General features: G+C 64.6%; 8 protein-coding genes. 3 read left to right on the top strand and 5 right to left on the bottom strand.

Annotated features, from left to right (window positions below; genetic code table 11):
- Positions 1-271 precede the first annotated feature (271 nt).
- Together U5A58_RS28205 and U5A58_RS28200 are read right to left on the bottom strand one after the other, a co-directional pair.
- Positions 272-1,393: a CmpA/NrtA family ABC transporter substrate-binding protein gene (locus U5A58_RS28205; RefSeq protein WP_321963864.1), complete on the bottom strand. Its 1,122-nt coding sequence runs from the start codon at positions 1,391-1,393 to the stop codon at positions 272-274.
- On the bottom strand, positions 1,390-1,971 hold the full coding sequence (locus U5A58_RS28200; protein WP_321914124.1) for an ANTAR domain-containing response regulator: 582 nt from the start codon (positions 1,969-1,971) through the stop codon (positions 1,390-1,392). Before U5A58_RS28200 ends, U5A58_RS28205 begins: the two co-directional genes overlap by 4 nt.
- Positions 1,972-2,371: 400 nt before the next feature.
- Between U5A58_RS28200 and U5A58_RS28195 the strand changes: the two genes are divergently transcribed.
- Positions 2,372-4,138 carry a sulfate permease gene (locus U5A58_RS28195; RefSeq protein WP_321963863.1) on the top strand — a complete coding sequence of 589 codons (1,767 nt, stop codon included), beginning with the start codon at positions 2,372-2,374 and terminating at the stop codon, positions 4,136-4,138.
- Positions 4,139-4,174: 36 nt separating this feature from the next.
- Here the strand turns inward: U5A58_RS28195 and U5A58_RS28190 are convergent, their stop codons facing one another.
- A complete protein-coding gene (locus tag U5A58_RS28190; RefSeq protein WP_321963862.1) occupies positions 4,175-5,194 on the bottom strand; it encodes an alcohol dehydrogenase in 1,020 nt (339 codons plus the stop codon).
- Between the two features lie 216 nt (positions 5,195-5,410).
- Between U5A58_RS28190 and U5A58_RS28185 the strand changes: the two genes are divergently transcribed.
- Positions 5,411-5,848, top strand: coding sequence for a GNAT family N-acetyltransferase (locus U5A58_RS28185; protein ID WP_321963861.1), 438 nt, complete (start codon positions 5,411-5,413; stop codon positions 5,846-5,848).
- Between the two features lie 13 nt (positions 5,849-5,861).
- Here the strand turns inward: U5A58_RS28185 and U5A58_RS28180 are convergent, their stop codons facing one another.
- Positions 5,862-8,672, bottom strand: a complete 2,811-nt coding sequence (locus tag U5A58_RS28180) for a helix-turn-helix transcriptional regulator (protein ID WP_321963860.1) — start codon at positions 8,670-8,672, stop codon at positions 5,862-5,864.
- A gap of 143 nt (positions 8,673-8,815) precedes the next feature.
- Positions 8,816-10,693, bottom strand: a complete 1,878-nt coding sequence (locus U5A58_RS28175; RefSeq protein WP_321963859.1) for an AMP-binding protein — start codon at positions 10,691-10,693, stop codon at positions 8,816-8,818.
- A gap of 820 nt (positions 10,694-11,513) precedes the next feature.
- Here U5A58_RS28175 and U5A58_RS28170 point away from each other — a divergent pair.
- Entirely contained in the window at positions 11,514-21,491 is a 9,978-nt protein-coding gene (locus U5A58_RS28170; RefSeq protein WP_321963858.1) for a hemagglutinin repeat-containing protein, read from the top strand.
- Positions 21,492-21,495: the final 4 nt, after the last annotated feature.

The raw sequence follows: 21,495 nt of genomic DNA, 5'->3' as shown, positions 1-21,495 counted from the left end.
ATTGGCTATGTCGTTATCGTTGTATTTATCGTTGCACCGAGCTTGTTGTGGGCAATCGCCGGATTCACGCAGCCAAGCGGTACTTCATCACGTTACCGTCGTGTGATGTTGCTTGTGATTGTTACTCTGCTATTCTACGTCGCGTTCTACATCGCTGTATGGCCCTGATGCCCATGCGACCTATGTTGCAGATCTGCCAGCCCCTTGATTGACGATCAGACATATCTCTGACGCGACGACGCCAGGCCTTTCACGCGTTAACTAAAGCCCCTCAACCTCTGATTCCAAATCGCTCGACATACCCCACGCTATCGAGGCCATCCCATTTTAGCCCGTCGACGAAGACCGGAGTGGAGAACTCACGAGGCACTTCAATCCCCATCGTCGCGGCCGCTTGCGCATACATCGCCGTCTGATTGAGCGCGCAAGCGATCTCGCGATAGTCGCTTCGCCGCGCGAGCATGCCCCATCGTTCGAACTGCGTAAGAAACCACACGCCCTCCGATTCGCGCGGGTAGTTCACGCGGCCTTCTTCGAAGAACTTCATTCCGGGCGCGTTCGAAGCCGCATCGGCCTCTAGCCGCGCCGCGATCAGCCTGGCGTCGACGCCCAGCATCTCCGGGCGCGCGAGCCACTGCGCAATCTCGCGCCGATTGCCTTCGCCGTCCAGCCAGCGGCACGCTTCGAGCATCGTCTGCACGAGCGCGCGCGCCGTATTCGGGTGGCGCGCCACGAAATCGCGCCGGCAGGCGAGCACTTTCTCGGGATGATCCGGCCAGATCGCCCCGCTCGCGATGATCGTGCGTCCCACGCCGCGCTGCTCGGCGAGCCCCGCCCACGGCTCGCCCACGCACAGGCCGTCGAGGCGATCTTCGGCCAGGGCGGCCACCATCTGCGGCGGCGGTATCACCACGCTCTCGACGTCGCGCAGCGGATGCACGCCCTGCGAAGCGAGCCAGTAATACAGCCACATCGCGTGCGTGCCGGTGGGAAAGGTCTGAGCGAACACGGGCTTGCGAGCGAGCGTCGCGAGCGCGCGCGGCAGCGAGCCGTGCTCGGCGAGCGCGTCCGCGAGACGGTTCGAAAGCGTGATCGCCTGACCGTTGCGATTGAGCACCATCAGCACGGCCATGTCGGTTTGCGGGCCGCCAAGGCCGAGTTGCACGCCATACACGAGCCCGTAGAGCGAATGCGCGGCGTCGAGTTCGCCGGACAGCAGCTTGTCGCGCAGCGCGGCCCACGAGGGCTGGCGCGAGAGTTCGAGCGTGAGGCCGTGCGCGTGGCCGAACTCGAGCAGCTTCGCGGCGACGAGCGGCGCGGCGTCGGCGAGCGGCACGAAGCCGATCTTCAGATGGGTTTTCTCGGGCGCGCCGAGCGTGGTGGTGGCGTTCATGGTCGGTCCTGCACGTCGCCCGCTGCGACGATCTGGCGGGCGACTTCGGCGAGCTTCACGCTCTGGTTCATCGCGCGCTTGCGCAGCGCCGCGTAGGCGGCGGGCTCGGTGAGCTTCTGTTGCTCCATCAGGATGCGTTTGGCGCGGTCGATCAGCTTGCGCTCGGCCAGCTCGTTCTCCGCCTGCGTGAGACGCTCGCGCAACTGCGCTTCCTGGGCAAAGCGCGCGAGCGCGACTTCGAGGATCGGCGCGAGGCGCTCGCTCGCGAGCCCTTCCACGAGATACGCGGTCACACCCGCGCTCACGGCCGAGCGGATGAGCTGCTGGTTGGCGTCGTGGCTGAACATCAGCACCGGACGCGGCGCGGTGGCGTTCATCACCGCGAGCTGTTCGAGCGTGTCGCGCGAGGGCGATTCGGTATCAATGATGATGACATCGGGCCGCTCGCGCTCGACGACGCGATGCAGCGCCTGCGGTGTCGCAGGCTCGGCGAGCATGTCGTAGCCGAGCTTGGCGAGCGCGTCGCGCAGGTCGCCGATAGGCTTGTCGGTGTCGGTTACGAGCAGTACGCGCAGCATGGGGATTCGGTGGTCGTCGGCATGACGTCTTCGACGGTTAATCGGTGCATTGTGCGCCATCGCTGGGCGCGCATGAGTGTTCAGCAAGGTATGTGCCAGTTGGTCCCCTGGCCGGAGAACCTTGCCGGACGGAACTTTGGGCGCGGCGCAACGCAACGCGGCGCATGATGCGTTGTGCACCGCAGCAGTGCGGACGCCGGTGGGGTGCACCCAGTTGGCGCAGTGGCCTCGGGCGATGCACGAAAAAGTGCGGTCCGCACGGGCGCTCAGGCTTGCGCAGTCAGTGCGGCCAAACTCGCCTTTTGTGACGAAGGCATTTCAACTATTCTTTTTAGCGCACGCAGTCGGCTCCACGATTCCCAGCGCCAGCATTCTCACGACAATTAACCGGCCAATGGAAATGGAAAGACCTGCTTCCACCGATGCACCGCCCGCAAGTGCGACCGCAAGCCGGTCATGGCTGCGCTGGCTACCCGGCGTCACGCTGTTCAAGACCTACCAACGCGCCTGGCTACTGAACGATCTCGCCGCAGGGCTCGTGCTGACCACGATGCTCGTGCCGGTCGGCATTGCCTACGCGGCGGCTTCCGGTGTGCCCGGCGTCTACGGTCTCTACGCGACGATCATTCCGCTGCTGGCGTACGCCATATTCGGGCCTAGCCGCATTCTCGTGCTCGGCCCCGATTCCGCGCTCGCTGCGCCCATACTCGCCGTGGTCGTTCAGGTGGCCGGCGGCGACCCCGCGCGCGCCATCGGCGTGGCGAGCATGATGGCGATCGTTTCCGGTCTCGTCTGCGTCGTCATGGGGCTCTTGCGCCTCGGCTTCATTACCGAGCTGCTGTCCAAGCCCATTCGGTACGGCTACATGAACGGCATCGCGCTGGCCGTGCTCATTAGCCAGTTGCCGAAACTCTTCGGCATCTCCATCGACGAGCAGGGCCCGATGCGCGACCTGCTTAGCCTCGTCCAGGGTGTCGCGCGCGGTGCGGCCAACTGGTACACCTTTGCCGTGGGCGCGGGAAGCCTCGTGTTGATCTTGCTGCTCAAGCGCTTCGACAAAGTGCCCGGCATTCTGATCGCCGTGATCGTGGCCACGCTCTCGGTGAGTCTTTTCCACCTCGACAGCCTCGGCGTTAAAGTGCTGGGCACGATTCCGCAGGGGTTGCCCGGGCTCTCGCTGCCGTGGGTCGCCAACGCGGACCTCGTCAAGATCGTCCTGGGCGGCGCGGCCGTCGCGTTGATCGCCTTCGCCGATACGAGCGTGCTCTCGCGCACCTATGCGGCGCGCTTTCATGCGCGCGTCGATCCCAATCAGGAGATGGTGGGCCTCGGCGTAGCCAACTTCGCGGCGGGCTTGTTCCAGGGCTTTCCGATCAGCAGCAGCGCGTCGCGCACGCCGGTTGCCGAGGCCGCGGGCGCCCGCACGCAGCTCACCGGCGTGGTGGGCGCGCTCGCGGTGGCGGCGCTGCTCATGGTCGCGCCCAATCTGTTGCGCTATTTGCCCAACAGCGCGCTGGCGGCCGTGGTGATCGCCGCCGCACTGGGGCTGTTCGAATTCGCGGATCTCAAGCGCATCTATCGCATTCAGCAATGGGAGTTCTGGCTATCCATTGGCTGCTTCGTGGCCGTCGCGGTGTTCGGGGCGATTCCCGGCATAGGCCTCGCCGTGTTGATCGCCGTGATCGAATTTCTCTGGGACGGCTGGCGGCCCCACTTCGCGGTGCTTGGCCGCGTGGAAGGATTGCGCGGCTATCACGATATCGAGCGCTATCCCGAAGCCGTGCGCACGCCTGGCCTCGTGCTGTTTCGCTGGGATGCGCCGTTGTTCTTCGCGAATGCCGAGCTGTTTGCGCAACGCCTGATGGAGGCGGTGGAGGCGTCGCCCACACCGGTGCGCCGGGTCGTGGTGGCGGCGGAGCCCGTGACGAGCGTGGACGTCACGTCCGCCGACATGCTGCGCGAGCTGACCCACGCGTTGCGCGAGCGCGGCGTCGCGCTGCATTTTGCGGAGATGAAAGATCCGGTGCGCGACAAGCTCAAGCGCTTCGATTTGCTCGAGGACATCGGGCCGGACCGTTTCGATCCGACCGTAAGCAGTGCTGTCGAACGCTATGTCGGCGAAGCCGGCCTCCCGAAGGACGAGGCCGGGCCGCAAGAGGGGCGCTAGTGTGACGGAAGTGCGCCGTTCGCAATGCTTGCCGACTCAGGCGCCGGGCTTGAGCACCACGCGAAAGCGCGCTTTGCCGCTTATCATCCGCTCATAGGCTTCTGCGGCGCGCGACAGCGGATATTCCTCGATCATCGGCTTCACGCCGGAGAGCGCACTGAACGCCAGGGTCTCCTGAGAGTCGGCAGCGGTGCCCGAGGGCCAGCCCTGCACCGAGTGGCGGCCCATGATGAACTGCGTGATCGGCACCTCCACGGGTTCCTGCGAGACGCCGACCATGATCATCTTGCCGTTCAGGCCAAGGCCGCCCAGCGCGGCGCTCATGGCCTTGCCGCTCGTGGCGGTGGCGAGGATCACGCGCGCGCCGCCTAGCGCGAGCAACGCCTGCGCGACGTCCTGCGAGGCGCTGTCGATATAGTGATGCGCGCCGAGCTGCTTCGCGAGCGGCGCCTTGTCCTGCCCGCGCGCGATGGCTACGGTGACGAAGCCCATTTTGCGCGCGTACTGCACGCCGAGATGGCCGAGCCCGCCGATGCCGAGGATCGCTACGACATCGCCCGCGCGCGCGCCGCTGTGGCGCAGCGCGTTGAAGGTGGTGATGCCGGCGCACAGAAGCGGCGCCGCTTCGACGTCGGAGAGGTCGTCGGGCATGCGCGCGAGCGCTTCCTGCGGCGCCACCATGTAATCGGCATAGCCGCCGTCATAGCTGATGCCGGGAATCTGCCCGTTCTTGCAAAGCACGAAGTCGCCGTGGCGGCAGTGTTCGCAATGGCCGCAATGGCCACCATGCCAGCCCACGCCGATGCGCTGCCCGACCTGCCAATCCTCGACGCGCGCGCCTAGCTTTGCGATCACGCCCGCGATCTCGTGGCCTGGCACGCGCGGAAACTGGAGGCCTGGCCAATGGCCTTCTTTCGTGAGCGAATCGCTATGGCAGATCCCGCAAGCGTGCACCTTGACGAGGACGTGTCCTTCGGGCGGCTCCGGAATATCGCGTTCAACCAGTTCGAGCGGGGCGCCCGGTTCTGCTACCTGTACTGCGTGCATCTTTGCCATCGTCTGCTCCTGGGAAAGTGGGGCTTCCGCCGGTGATGTCGTGGCGACGTACGACTACCGCGACATTGTAGGACGATGGCGTGAGCGCTTCGTGTTGCGCGGCGCGGGCGCTCGAGGGGGATGTTTGTTAGCGTTGCGGTTACGCGGGCAGTCGACAGCGTGCTGGCGACCATCAACAATTGCTGGAAGTGCCAAAGTTACGGATGACCGGGACGAATGAACAATCTTGAAGTTACGCTGCGCGCAGCGACGCCTGCCGACGAGCCATTTCTGTTCGATCTGCGTAGAGCGACGATGGACGAACACCTGGCACGCGCTGGCGAGCCGACCGACGAGCGCGCGCATTGGGCGCGTCTTCGTTACCGCTACAACGATGCCTATATCGTTTGCAGCGGGTCCGAAAGACTCGGCCTTTTCAAATTCTTTCGGGACGCGGATGAGTGGACCATCGTGCAAATCCAGATTCTCCCGACCTGGCAGGGTCGCGGCATCGCGGCCCATCTTCTCGATGAGTTTTTGAGGCAGGCGGACGGCGCTGGTGTGCCGGTCAAGCTAAGTGTTCTAAAAGGCAATCGAGCGATCGGCCTTTACCAGCGCTTTGGATTTCAGGTAGTCGATAGTACTGACACGTCATGGCAAATGAGGCGAGGGTGAGCGGCAGCATGCGCTAGGCCGGGCCGTCCGGTGACGGGCCTGCTGCGGCCGACCCAAGGTTGAGGTCTCTGAGCCGTGCGACGGCTTCATCGCGGCTCGACACGCCCAATTTGCCGTAGATGTTCTTCAAGTGCCACTTCACCGTTTCCGGCGAAATGGCGAGTGTGCGTGCTATCCGCTTATTGGGCATGGCCTGGGCGAGCAACTGCACGACGTCCGCTTCGCGCTCGCTCAGCATCATGGCGGGCTTTTGTTGCGCGCCAGTTCCACCATCAACTGACCGCTGTGCCGGATAGACCGAATCCGTCATGCTGTGCGCGGCCTGCAACCGGCCGACATAGAACGAGAGGACCGGGTCCGTCGGCTCGCTCTGCACGACGCGTGTGACTAGTTCCAGCACACCGGGGCCGGCATCCAGCACGCTGCGCACGAGACCGAGCCGGTGCCCGCGCCGCAGTGCTGCCGTCACCGCTGGCGCCACGGCATGAGTCCGTCCGAGGCTGGCATGCGCGAGCGCCCCGAGCAGCTGGAAGTGTGTGGCGTGGCGTTGCCAGCCGCGCGCTTCGCACGCCGGGACCAATCGGTCGATCTGCGCTGAGGCTGCCTCGTGATTCTCATGGGCGAAAGCCCAAAGCATGTTGGCGCGTGCCGCGTGCACCGCCACGTGCCCAAGCGGCCCCGGGCGCTCGACGGAAATGCCTTCGGCAATCCTGTCGAGGCGATCGAGCGCCGCTTGTGCGTCGCTGGTCCGGCCACGTTGCAAATGGCGCTGGACCTGATCGGCGAGGCTGTGCGCGACGAGCCGGTTCAAGCGATATTGCCTGCCGTACTCTTCGAGGCGCTCCAGCCACGCAAAGCTGTCCATCTCGTGTCCGGCGATCCAGTGCACGGACGACAGCGCCGTCAGCACACGCAACACCGCATCGGGAATCGACACGCGTTCGAGCACCTCGATCCGGTCTTCCAGAAGTCGCCGGCAGGCGTCCAGTTCATTGAACTCATAGAGCACTTCGCCGAGTAGCGCCGCCGCAAGCGACGCGGCCTCGGCGGCCTCCCGGCCGCGCCGGTCGGCTTCGGCCATCACGTCGCGGCAGATCCGCTCTGCCTGCAGAAAGCGCCCTTCGAGCGAAAAACTGAGGCCCATGACGCATCTGCCGTACAGCATGCCGGCCGGCGTGCCCATCAGCTCGACACCGTTGACGAGCAGGGCGGGCGAGTCTGTCTGGATGGCGCGCGCCCGCTCGTACTCGCCGGCATGCATATAGAGCCACGACAGGATGTTGTTGCGCCCACCGATGCCCACGCTGTCGATCTCGGCTGGCACGTGCAGCAAGCACGGCTCCACAGCGCTCACGCCGTCACTATCGTCACGCTGGACAGACAGTGTCGCCTGGGTGATCGCGAGCCGATAGCGCGCGCCGTGGTCGTCTGGCGCCACGTCGGCGAGCAGCCCGTCAAGGATGGCCTCGCACGCGTCGAAGTCTCGTGCATAGAGCTTCAAACGCGCATTCCATAGCCGCAGACCGAAGCGCGCTTCGATCTCGGACGCCGGCAGCATGCGAATAATCGCCGCGAGCTTGCGCAGGTCGCCCTGGATCTGCATCTGTTGCGCGACCTGCACGACCTCGTCGGCGGCCGTTGCGGTTTCTCCGGCAAGCAGCGCGTGGCGGATTGCTTCGTCGTGCCGATCGTGCTTGCGAAACCAGCGCCACGCCCTGTGATGCACCTCACGTTGCTGCTCGAGCGGCCATGAGCGAAAGCGCTGCAGCAGCGTCTCGCGAAAGAGCGGATTCAGGCGATACCATTTCTCGCTTCCCGACGACGCGATGGACTCGACAAAAAGGTTGTCGCATTCGAGTCGGCCAGGCATCCGGCCATGCAGCTCCGGATTCGCGCCGAGCGCGGCGCACAGTGAAGCGCAAAAGATCGTGCAGGGCGCGAGCCTGACGAGCAGGTCGAGTTCTTCGGCAGACAGTTGCGGCAGGACTTCGCGCTCGAAATAGTCGGCAACGCCGCGCGCGTCGAGGAAGTGGCTGCGGGTCACACGCCCCGCAAGCGGAGCGCCTTGCTCGCCCCGCTCGCCGCGCCGCAAATGCGCCGCGAGCAGCAGCAAGCCCGCCACCCAGCCATCCGTGAGCTCATGCATTTTTTGCGCGTCGCGCCGCTCCAGATGACTGACCTTCGCTTTCAGAAATGCTTCGGATTCCTCTGCGGTGAACCGCAGGTCGCGCATGCTGAGTTCGAGGGACTGGCCGGCATCGCGCAGCCTGCCAAGCGACACGGGAACGGCGCTGCGCGAGGCCATGACGATGTGCAGGTTGGGCGGCGCGTAGTCGAGCAGCCACTGCACGGTTTCGCGCACCTGAAGATCGACGACGTGGTGTGCGTCGTCGAGCATCAGCATCAAGTGGCGCGGGTGCCGGCCAATACCGCTTACGAGCGCGACGAGGGAGCGCTCGACGGCTTCGTCGTCGGTGCCGCGGCCCGAGAGCAGCGCGGCCTCGTGCGGTATGGCGGGATCGACCTGGGCGAGGCTCGAGGCGAGGTCGTCGAGCCAGCGCGACATGTCATTGTCTTCGGGGGCGAGCGTGAGCCACGCCACGTCGAAGCTGAGCGGCAACAACGCGCGGCGCAAGGCCAGCAAAAGCGCGGTCTTTCCGCAGCCCGCCGGCCCCTCGAGTATGAGGCAGCGGCGCCGGCGCGCTTCGGTCAACTGCGCGAGCAGGCGTTCGCGCGCCAGCACCCGTGCGTCCATACGCGGCGGCTGCAGTCGCGGTTCGGCTTCGCTCAACAGGGAGGCCAACTGTGACTGGGAAGATTCCATGGGGTCACATAAAGCAGAATGTTTGCCCGGCAAATGCCGCGGCGCAACGACGTGCCCGCATTCATGCGCTGGTCGATTGTACAGTGAGGGCCCTGAACGCGGCGTCCGGAAGGTCGGCAGACCTGACGACGCCGCAGCCGCCTTCAGGCCGTGGTTGCGACAAAGGCACGAGGCGTGGGGCGATAGACTTCGTCGATCAGATCGCCGCGCCGCGCGCGGCAGGCTGCCTGATTGACATAGCCCTTGTCGGTGGTCTCGTTCGCGTCGATCGAGGGCGGCTCGGCCATGAGCATCAGGCGCCTGACATGGAGGCTCGCGCCGGACGCCTTCTGCATGCGCAGCCGCGCGTTCAACGCGGCAATGACGACGGGATGCGCAATGAGCGCCTCGACTTCCAGCGCGGCGAGTTCCGGCGCGAGCCGCCGACAGGCCGCCACACTTGGCCACGCGAGCGCCGCCACATAGTCGCGGTCATGGCCGCAGATGACCGCATCGGTCAAGAGCGGGGCGCATTGCTCCAGCAGACCGAGCCTGACACTCCCGGTGCGGACCCACGTTCCATTGGTGAGCTTGAAATCTTCGGCTACACGCCCGGCGAAGCGCAGACCTTCCGAGGGCTTCTCCGCGTTCACGAGGCGAACCGCGTCGCCGAGACACAAATAGCCCTCCTCATCAAAGGCCTTCGCGCTTTGGGACGGGTCCTTCAGGTAGCCACCGAAGATCGCTGCGCCCCGCATGCGGATTTCAAAGCGCCCGTCACCGCCTTCGAGTGGCACCAGCTTGAGTTCCACACCGGGGCCCGGCACGCCGATGTTGCCGAGATCGTCGGACGGCATGGCGAACCAGGTGCCCGTGCCGTTGGTTTCGGTCGCGCCCAGCGAAGTGCAAAACGTCAGGTGCTCGCCGATGGTCTCTGCGGCAACCCGCTGGATGCGCTCCCAGGTGGCTCGCGGAAGGCTCGCGCCTCCGTAACCGAAATTGATAAGCCGTGCGAAGAGCTTTTGCGCCAGCTGCGCATCGTCTTCGAGCGCGTTTGCGAGCATCGTCAACGCTGAGGGGGCGCTGCTGAATGCGGTTGGCGAAACTTCACGCAGGTTGCGCAAGGTGCGCTCGAAGTGGCCCGGTACCGGTCGCCCATCGTCGATGTAATGGCTCGCGCCCGTCACCATCGTGCGACCAAATGCCAGCACCCCGCCCATGGTGTGATGCCACGGCATCCAGTCGAGAAATACCGGTTGCGGCTCGGACAGCGTGCCGTAGATCCGGACGAAATAACGCGTCGCCGCCTTGAAGTTGGCGTAAGTGGAGACGACCCCCTTGGGCGCGCCTGTCGAGCCGGATGTGAACAGGATGCGCAACACATCGGCGGGCTGGATGGCTGCGCGCGCGGAGGCAAGCGCGGCAATGCGCGCTGGCGTCAATTCGAGGCTGGCCAGTGCGTTGAATGCGCATGCTTCGTCCGTTGAACCGTGCACAGCGATGACAGGGACCTCGGGCAAGCCGAGCGCCGCAATCGCGCGCTCAAACGTTTCGCGATCCTGAACGAAGATGGCGGCGGGTTGAACCAGCGCGGCGATGCCCTTCAGACGGGCGAAGTCGCTGCTGATCGTCGAGTAGGCCGGCGACACCGGCGCCGTGGGCACGCCGGCATACTCCGCCGCGAGCAGCAGGATCGCCTGCTCGAGAGAGTTGCCGGACAGCAGCATCAGCGGCCGTTCTTGCCCCAGTCCGAGGTTGAGGAGGCCCGCAGCCACATGTCTGACCTGATTCCAGAGCCCGGACCAGGTGATCGAGCGCCATCCCCCTTGTGCCTCGCGCTCGCAGAATGCCGGCGAGTGAGCGCGGCGTTGCGCCCAGTACGGCAGAAAGTCGACGAAGCCGTTTTGCTCGATAGCAGGGGCTTGCGCAGACGAGAGAATCACAGTGCCGTCTGCGCGGTAAGTCGTGTGGACGTCCCAAGGGGAAATACGCGGGGAGCGATAGGGTAGCGCCTGCGAGCAAGCGGCGGCGGGGGCGGCCATGCGGGTGTCTCCAGAGGGGGCTTGTTATGAGAATGATCAGGCGGCGTGGCCCGAACCTGAGGGAGAAACGATCCGGGCAACGACGCCTGGTCGAGTTTAGGTTCCGTCAGATCAGTCTGACCCCCCCATCCAGGGTGGGTATTCGCTCGCACTTGTAAGGGCGATATACGGGGCAAGAACGGCCGGAGTTGGCAGCGCAAACCGAATGGAGCAATAGGTCGATGTGCCCCATTCGCTTGCGCAGCGATCCACCGTTCCCTCTTCCGGGTGATCGTTTAGCACCAGGATGGCGGGCAGACTCCCGAGCGACCTGCAATGTGAACTCGCTACGGTGCTGCTCATGTGGGTGGGGATTCAAGCACCCGTCGCAAGTGGTCGGAGTTGGCAACGGGCGTCTGCAGGTTCCACCGGCGGCTAGGCGTGGAAACCTGGACGCTGCTTGACCCCGAACGCCCGTACGGCTGCCTTTGTATGTCCGTTGCCTTCGTCAATGGGCGGTATTGTCGGGGTACGTCGTCGGACCTGCCGGTACTGATCCGGCAGCCGGTTTCCTAAACGCCGCAACACCTCCCTTCCGCGGCGATCGCTTATCTCCTTGATTCGTTACCCATAGCGCATCAACTGCGCCGCGTTTTCGCTTTTGTCTGATAGCGGAACGAAGTGGCACATCCGAAGATGGGCGCGATTCGCACGTACGAGTACCGAACGCGCGTGACGCCACATGTTGCGCGAGCGCAGAAACTGACAAAGTTTAAAAGACGTCGCTGATCGTTTCGGCGAGCATTCCGGTCGAGCCGATTTTTAGCAAGCCAAAAGAAGAATGAATAGGAATACATATCGACTGGTGTTCAGCCGTGTGCATCACATGCTGGTGGCTGTCGAGGAGACCGTAACGAGCAATGGGAAGCAGGGGTCGGGAGAGGTCGCAGTAGCCGCGACGATAGCAGCGGCGCTGCTCGTGCCGATGCTCGCCCATGCGCAGATCGTGCCTTCCGGCGCGCATGCGCCGAACGTCATTGCCACGCCAAATGGCCTGCCACAGGTCAACGTGAATCGTCCAAGCGGTGCGGGCGTGTCGGTCAATTCCTATTCGCAGTTTGATGTTCAAAAAAACGGGGTAATTCTTAATAATTCTCCGACGGTCACGAACACGCAACTCGCGGGCTATATCAATGGCAACCCGAACTATGCGCCGGGCCAGTCCGCGAAGATCATCGTCAACCAGGTTAATAGCGCGAACCCGTCGCAGTTCAACGGGCCCGCCGAGATCGCGGGCAATGCCGCGACGTTCGTCCTCGCGAACCCCTCGGGCATATCAGTCAATGGCGGCGCATTTATCAACACGAATCGCGCGGTGCTCACGACGGGCACGCCGAACTATGCACCGGACGGCTCGCTCGCGGGCTATAGCATCAACGGCGGCACCATCACCGTGCAAGGTGCGGGCTTTAACGCTGCGAATGTGGACCAGGTGGATATCCTCGCGAGAGCCGTTCAGGCGAATGCGGCGATCTATGCGGGCAAGAACCTGAACGTCATCGCGGGCGCGAACCAGATCGACCATAACACGCTCGCGGCGACGCCGATCGCTGGCAATGGCCCTGCGCCGTCCGTTGCGATTGACGTCAGCCAGCTGGGCGGGATGTACAGCGGGAAGATATTTTTAGCTTCCAACGAGTACGGGGTGGGTGTCAGCACCCAGGGCGTGATCGCGGCGCAGTCGGGTGATCTTGCGTTGCAGTCCAACGGACAACTCGTGCTGGCGGGCAGGCAGAGCGCGAGCGGCAACGTCGTGCTCAATGCGACGCAGGGCATTAACAATAGCGGCACCACCTACGCGCAGCAGGCGCTCTCGGCCAGCACCGCAGGCACGCTCGCCAATAGCGGCACGCTGGCGGCGCAAGGCGCGGTGAACGCGAGCGCGGGCGCTGTCGCTTCGACAGGCGCCCTTGCTGCGGGCGTGGACAACAACGGCAACGCCACGCAGCCCGGGAGCCTGAACGTCACCGCCTCGGGCGCGCTGAGCGCCACCGGCCAGAACGTCGCGGGCGGGCAGGTGTCGCTCGCCGGCAGCAGCGTCAACCTCGCAGGCAGCCAGACGGCTGCAAACGGCAACCTGACGCTCACAGCGAACGAGGGCGACCTGAACCTCGCAGGCGCGAGGTCGAGCGCGGGCGGTGCGGTCAACGCGAGCGCGACGGGCGCGCTGGTCAACGACCACGGCTCGATGACGGGCGGCAGCGGCGTCACGCTCAACGCAGGCAGTATCTCGAACCAGGCAGGCGCAGTCTCGGCACAGGGGCCACTCGTTGCACAGGCATCCGGCCAGATCGCGAACCAGGGCGGCTCGTTCGTCTCGCAGAACGCGATGCAGGTACGCGGTGGCGCCATAGCGAACAACGCCGGGACGATGCAGGCGGCGCTTGGCTTCCAGGTGTCGGGATCGTCGCTGGACAATACCGCCGGGCATCTTCTCTCGCTCAATGGCGACGGCCTGAACCTCGGCGTGACGGGCACGCTCGTGAACGGCCTGGGCGGCGTGATCGGCGGCAACGGCAACGTCAACGTGAGCGCCTATACGTTCACGAACGCGGGCCAGCTTACCGCAGCCGCAAATGCCGTCTTGCAGGCATGGGGCATCACGAACAGCGGGACGGTCAAGGCGGGCAGCGCGTTGACCGCCACGGCCAGCGGGGCGCTCTCGAACGCAGGCGGCTCGCTCTCGGGCGCGACGACAACGGTTTCGGGCGCGTCGATCGACAACACGAAGGGCGATATCGAGGGGACCACGGTCGCGGTCTCCACGCCGGGCGCGCTCGTCAACCAGGGCGGCTCGATCGAGCAGTCCGGCACGGCTGCGCAGGCGATCACGGCAGGCGGTACGCTCGACAATTCCAGCGGCGGCAAGATCGCGAGCAACGCGACGAGCCTGAGCATTGCCGGCGCTGCGCTCAACAACAATAGCGGCTCGATCCAGCACGCCGGGACGGGTACGCTCGACGTGGGCGCGAGCGGCGCGCTCACAAGTGTGGGCGGCAACATCGCGAGCAACGGCTCGGCGAACCTTCACGGCGCGAGCGTGGACAATACCGGCGGCAGTGCCACCGCGAGCCAGAACCTCTCGGTGCAGGCGCAGGCAATCTCGAACGAGTCCGGCAAGATGGGCGCGGGCAATGCCCTGAACGTGAACGCCACGAGCGCGCTCGACAACCGCAACGGCTCGATGGTCGCGGCGAACGTGACGGCGCAGACCGGCGGTGGATTCGACAACAGCAACGGCAACATCGAGGCGAACCAGCTATCGGTCAGCGCGGCGAACCTGCTCAACCGTGGCGGCTCGATCACGCAGTACGGCGCTTCGCCGATGGGGTTCAATGTCAGCGGCCTGTTCGATAACTCGGCGGGCGGCACCTTCCAGACGAACGCGACGAACGTCACGCTCGCACCGGGCGCACTGATCAACGATAACGGCACCATCACCCATGCCGGCACCGGCAAGCTGACGATCAATGCGGGCGATGGCGCAGGCTCGGCCTCGAACGCGGGCGGCAAGATCCAGGGCAACGGCGACGTCGAGATCGACGCGGGTGCATTGAGCAACACCGCCGGGACGGTCACCGGTCAGACCGGCGTGACGGCGACGGTTGCGGGCGCGCTCGACAACGAGAACGGCAACCTCGTCTCGAACAGGGATCTGAATGTCACGAGCGGCACGCTGAACAACAATGGCGGGCAGCTCGGTGCGGGCGCAAACGCGACGATCCAGAACGGATCGATGACCAACAGCGGCGGCACAGTCGTTGCTCCCAACCTCACGATCAGGACGAGCGGCACGCTCGACGACAGCAACGGCAACATTCAGGCGAACCAGCTATCGATCAGTGCGGCGAACCTGCTCAACCGTGGCGGCTCGATCACGCAATACAGCGCTTCGCCGATGGGATTCAATGTCAGCGGCCTGTTCGATAACTCGGCTGGCGGCACCTTCCAGACGAACGCGACAAACGTCACGCTCGCCCCCGGCGCGCTGGTCAACGATGGCGGGACAATCACCCATGCCGGCACCGGCAAGCTGACGATCAACGCGGGCAACGGCGCGGGCTCGGCCTCGAACTCGGGCGGCACGATCCAGGGCAACGGCGACGTCGAGATCGACGCGGGTGCATTGAACAACACCGCCGGCACGGTCACCGGTCAGACCGGCGTGACGGCGACGGTGGGAGGCGCGCTCGACAACGAGAACGGCAACCTCGTCTCGAACAGGGATCTGAGCGTCACGAGCGGCACGCTGAACAACAACGGCGGGCAGCTCGGCGCGGGCGCAAACGCGACGATCCAGAACGGATCGATGACCAACAGCGGCGGCACGATCGTTGCCCCCAACCTCACGATCAGGACGAGCGGCACGCTCGACGACAGCAACGGCAACATTCAGGCGAACCAGCTCGCGTTGAGCGCGACGGATCTTGTCAATCGCGCGGGGACGATCACGCAATTCGGGACTGGCCCGACCGGGTTTTATGTCAGCGGTACCTATGACAATACCCTGGGTACGTTCCAGACCAACGCGACCAATGTCACGTTCTCGCCCGGCACGCTGATCAATGACTACGGCAAGATCATCGACGCGGGAACGGGCACGCTGACGATTACCCCAGAGGGCGGCGCGGGTGCCTTCTCGAACGTGGGCGGTCAGGTCATCGCTGCTGGCGGCATCTACGCGCAGGCCGCAAGCATGAACAATACGGGCGGCGTGTTCGCGGCGCAGGGCAATATCACGGCGAACATCGCGGGCGACCTGCTCAACGAGGACGGGTCCGTCCGCTCGCTCTCGTCCCTCTCGCTTGCAAGCGGCGGAAAGATCGACAATACGCGCGGCCAGGTCCAGTCGGGCACCGGCACGGCAGGCGACGCAAGTATGCTCGCCATTCACGCCGCGTCGGTTGACGACACGAACGGCCTGATTGGCAACCTCGGCACCGGCGACACGACCGTCCGCGGCGACAGCCAGATCGTCAACAGCGGCGGCGTCGTGACGGGCAACGGCAAGGTGTCGGTTGACACATCGGCCCTCGTCAATACGCAGAACGCGCAATTGAGCGGCGCGAGTGTCGCGATCCAGGCCGATACGGTCGACAACAGCGACAGCAAGATCGGCAGTTTCGCGGGTTCGAACGGCGATGTCTCGATCACGACGACCGGCGCGGTCACGAACACGAGCGGCCAGATTGGCGCAACGCACAATCTGAGCGTGAACGCGGCGGCGCTGACGGGCGGCGGCGCATACAGCGCGACGAATGACGTCGCGGTCAGCGTGCAGGGCGACTTCGCGCCCACGCCGGATCTGCAGTTCGCCGCAGGCAATAACCTTTCCTTTACGCTACCCGGCACGTTCAGCAACAGTGCGCTGGTTGAAGCGGCGAACAACCTGGACGTCAATGCAGGCGCGATCGGGAACAGCGGCGTCATGATGGCGGGCGGCACGCTCACCACGCACTCGGACACGCTCGTCAATACGGGGACGATGGTCGGCGGCAGCGTGTCGCTGAACGCGAACAGCAAGATCGCGAATGTCGGGCCGACCGCGCTCATTGGCGCAACGGACAGCAACGGCACGCTCGAACTGCTTGCGCCCGAGATCGACAACGTCGACAGCACGACCGCGACCGATACGCAGGCGACGACCGCGATCTACGGCCTCGGAAAAGTCGTACTGGCGGGCGGCAAGGATGCGAACGGCAACTACACCAACGCAAACCTGATCTTCAACCAGTCGGGGTTGATCGAGTCGGCGGCAGACATGGAACTCCACGCCAGCCAGGTCACGAATACCCGTACGACGATGACGACGACCGGCCTGAACCAGCCGGTCTCCCAGGCGCTGCTGGACCAGCTCGGCCTCAGTCTGTCGGGGTGCACGGCCATCTACATGGACGCGTGCGGCCCGGGTAATCCGGTGGTCTGGGGCAACGGTGTGACGGGCGACCCTAACATGATCGGTGGCGTCTTCATCGATCCACCACACGGCGGATCGATGAACAGCACGTACCAGTACACGACCTATACGGGTACGGCGCTGGCGAACCTGGTCGCGGGCATCAGTCCGCAGGCGCAGATCATCTCGGGTGGCAACCTCGACGCGTCGAACGTGGGCACATTCCAGAACTACTGGAGCGCGGTCGCGGCGGTCGGCAACGTCGCCGCGCCTGTCTCGCTCGACCAGAACTCGTGGCAGGGGCAGGCGGCCCCGTCCGTCCAGATCACGTACTCGGGGCTTTACCACTATCGCACCTACGACGGCAAGTACTGGACCTACTCGTTCTGCGATGGATCGGGCTGTAACGCGCCTGCCGATATCAAGAGCTACGCGCTGCCTGCCTACGAATCGCCGTTCGTCGCGGGCGGCACGCTTTCGGGTACGGGTATCAGCATCGACAACACGGCGGGTAATGCGGGCATCCCGTCGCTCGGACTCGCGCCCGGCCAGGCGCTAACCGGCGTGACCATCGGCGGGATCAGCGGCAGCGCGGGCGCAAATGCGGGGGCCGCCTCGTCGGTCAGCGGCAGCGCGGGCGCGAATGCGGGGGGCGCCTCGTCGGTCAGCGGCAGCGCGGGCGGCACGAAGGGCGGCGCATCGTCGGTGAATGGCGGCACGATGATCAATCCGGCCATCGCCAGCGCGACCGCACAAACCGTGCTGCAAAACCTCACGATCCCGCAGGGCGGCCTGTTCAGTCCGGCGACCGCGCCGGGAGCCAGCTACCTGATCGAGACGAACCCGGCCTTCACGAACCAGAAGACGTTCATTTCGAGCGATTACTACCTGCAACAGCTTGGGCTGAATCCGCAGACGACCGAGAAGCGCCTTGGCGACGGCTTCTACGAGCAGCAGCTCGTGCGCAACCAGATCACGTCGCTCACCGGCAAGGCGGTACTCGGTCCGTACACGGATCTGCAATCGATGTACCAGTCGCTGCTGGCTGCTGGCGCGTCGCTCTCGAAGTCGCTCGATCTGCCGCTCGGCATGAGCCTCTCGCCCGAACAGGTCGAGCAACTCACGAGCAATGTGATCATCATGCAGACCGAGGTTGTCGACGGCCAGTCGGTGCTGGTGCCGGTCGTCTATCTCGCGAAGACAAGCCAGCAGAACATGAACGGCCCGCTCATTGCCGCGACCGATATCGATCTTCAGAACGCCCAGACCTTCACGAACAGCGGGACCGTGCAGGCCAGCAATACGATGTCGATCCAGGGGCAGCAGATCAACAACGCCTTCGGCGCGCTGCAAAGCGGCGGCCTGATGTCGCTGAATACCACCGGCAATATCGACCTGACTTCGGCCACTGTGAAGGCCGGCAGTCTCGCGCTGAACGCGGGCGGCGATCTGCTGCTCAATACGGCGGCAAAGACTGTCGACCAGATCGGCGCCAACGGTGCCACGCGCAGCACGACCACGCTCGGGCCAGTCGCAAGCGTGAACGTCGCGGATAATGCCGCCATCGTGACGGGGGGCAACTTCGAGCAGAACGGCGCCAACCTGAATGTCGGCGGCAACCTCGGCATGGCCATTGGCGGCAACTATGACATCGGCACGGTGCAGACCGGCGAGCACAAGGTCGTGGCGCGCGCGAACGGCGTATCCGATACGAACGTCAATCAGGCGAATGGCAGTACCGTGAACGTGGGTGGCGTCTCGCAGATCGGCGTCGGTGGCGACCTCACGGCGACGGGCGCGAACATCAACCTCGGCGGGGGCGGCGTCGTTGCGGCGAAAGGCAACGTGACGTTCCAGGCCGCGAAGGCAACCTCGACCGTCGACAGCAACAGTGCGGGCAGCGACAGTCACGGCAGTTATTCGGAATCGCTGCACAAATCCGACGACACGCTCACGGCGACGACGCTCAATGCGGGTAACTCGCTGACCATCGCATCAGGCAAGGATATCAACGTCACCGGCAGTGCGATCACGCTCGACAAGGGCACGGCGACGCTCGCCGCAGCGGGTAACGTGAACATCGGCGCGGCCACGGAAACGCACGTCGACAACTCGCAGGAGCAGCACAGCCACAGTAACGTGGTCAGCGGCAAGGAGGTCAGGAGTTCGAGCGATACGACCGTGACGCTTTCACAGGGTAGTCTTGTTTCTGGCGATGCCGTGCAGATCGCGAGCGGCAAGGATATCAACGTCGCGGGCAGCACGATCGTCGGCACGAACGATGTGGCGCTCAATGCCGCGCATGACGTGAACATCACGACGACGCAGGACGCGATGCAGTCCGCAACGAGCTACCAGGAGAAGCGTACGGGCCTGGGGACCAGCGGCCTGACGGTGACGGTCGGCACCAACAAACTCGCGACGACCGATCAGGAATCGAGCGTCACCAACAACGCGAGCACGGTCGGCTCGGTCAACGGGAACCTCTCGATCCAGGCGGGTAACACGCTGCACGTCACCGGCAGCGATCTCGTCGCGGGTGGCAACGTGACGGGCACGGCGGCGAACGTCGTCATCGACTCGGCGACCGATACCACGCATCAGGCGCAGACGCAAAAACAGAGCAGCAGCGGCCTCACGATCGGCCTCTCGGGTAGCGTGGGTGACGCGATCAACAACGCGTATGCCCAGGGCCAGGCTATCGGCCATTCGGCCAGCAGCGGCAACGACCGGGCTGCGGCGCTGCACGCCATCGCGACGGCGGGCGATGCGGCGATCGCGGGTATGGGCGGCGCGGCGCTCGCGGGCGATGCAGCCGGCCCGACCGCGCCGAGCATCAGCATTCAGGTGAGCGTAGGTTCGAGCAAGAGCCAGAGCCAGTCGTCGGAGGATCAGACGATCCAGCGCGGCTCGAACGTGCAGGCAGGCGGCACGGCAGCGTTCGTCGCGACCAACGGCGACCTGACCATCGCGGGCTCGAACGTGAGCGCGAATGATGTGGTGCTCGCCGCGAAGAATCAGGTGAACGTCATCAATACGACCAGCACCGATTCGACGCGCAGCTCGAACAGTTCGAGCAGCGCGAGCGCGGGCGTCTCGTTTGGCACGCAGGGCTGGGGCGTTTCGGCGTCAATGGCGAACGCGCACGGCGATGCGAACAGCGACGCGTCGATCCAGAACGCTTCGCACGTGACGGGCGGCAACAGCGTCACGGTGATCTCGGGCGGCGATACCAATATCACCGGTTCGCAGATCGCGGGCAAACAGGTGACTGCCGATGTGGGCGGCAACCTGAACGTTGCGAGCGTGCAGGACGTCACGAACAGCGCGGCGCATCAGAGCAGCGCGGGCGGTGGCTTCTCGATCAGCCAGGGCGGCGGCAGTGCGAGTTTCAGCGCACAGAACGGCCACGCCGATTCGAACTATGCGGGCGTGAACGAGCAGGCCGGGATCATGGCGGGCGATGGCGGGTTCAACGTCAACGTGAAGGGCAATACCGGGCTGACGGGCGCGGTGATTTCGAGTGCGGCGGACGCGTCGCAGAACAGCCTGACGACCGGCACGCTCACCTATAGCGATGTCGCGAACCACTCGCACTACGACGCAAACAGCAATGGCATTAGCACAGGTGTGGGTGTTGGCAATACGGGCAAGGCTGTTGGCCCTGGCTCGGTGAGCAATACGGCCAGCGTCGCGCCGATGATGTCGCAGAACGACAACGGCGATTCGAGCGCGACGACGCGCAGTGCAATCAGCGCGGGCACGATCAATATCACCAACCAGGGCGCGCAGACGCAGAACGTGGCGAGCCTGAGCCGCGACACGACGAACACGAACGGCACGGTTGCGAACACGCCGGACGTGAACAACATCCTGAACCAGCAGGCCGACACGATGCAGGCCGCGCAGGCGGCGGGACAGGTCGTGGCGCAGGGAATCGGTCAGTATGCGGATAACAAGCGCGAAGCAGCGGTCAAGGCTGGCGACCAGGCAACCGCTGCGGCATGGGATGAAGGCGGCGACAACCGCACGGCACTGCATATCGCGGGCGGCGCGCTCATTGGTGGTCTCGGCGGCGGAACCGCGTTCAGTACGATAGGCGGCGCGGCGGGTGCAGGTCTTGCCTCGCACTTCGCGAACCAGTTGGACAGCCTTTCGAAGGGGGTAGCATCCGAAACAGGTTCGGATCTGATTGGCAACCTGGCAGGAAACGTCGCGGCGGGCCTCGGTGGAGCGGTCGTAGGCGGCACGGCGGGCTCGGCGACGGGCTCGGCGGTAGAGTTGTATAACCAACAACTCGATCCGAAGAAGAAGGATATGGTGGCGAAGATTTGCGGAGCGGGAGCGCAATGCAGTGATGCGACACTGAATGCCGCAATTCAGGCACAAGGACAACTCAATGACGTTGCGCAGAACAATGTAGCGGATACTAGTTACGCGACAGCCGCTGCCGCTGGAGTTGTTGCTGGGACGGTGCTTGGGCCGGAGGCTTTCGCGGCCTACAAAGCAGCTCAGGCGGGATATTCATTGGTAACTGCGGCATTGACAGGATCAATAGGGTCGGGCGTGCTTTACACGGCTACCGCTGTGGGTCAAGCGGGCTTCCAATCGATGATGAACGGAGCGAATTTTGGAGAAGAATTCTCGAATCGCTTTTCCCTTGCTGGCTTGGCTGTGACCTCCGCATACGGCGCCGCCGGAAATATGTTCGGGACACAAATGTACAATTGGGCAGGTGTTCCTAATAGTCTTGCGAATATCATGACAACCCCCGGGATCGTCACGCGACTCAATACGCTTGCTCTAGGTCAGACTCTTGGGCGAGCAGTAAAAAGCACAAATTCAAATGCGAATGGCAACTGAGAGT

This window comes from Paraburkholderia sp. J7 (assembly GCF_905220155.1).
In the GTDB taxonomy this organism is placed as follows: Bacteria; Pseudomonadota; Gammaproteobacteria; order Burkholderiales; family Burkholderiaceae; genus Paraburkholderia.
Note: the sequence above shows the minus strand (reverse complement) of the source record. Positions and strands in the feature narration are given on the sequence as shown.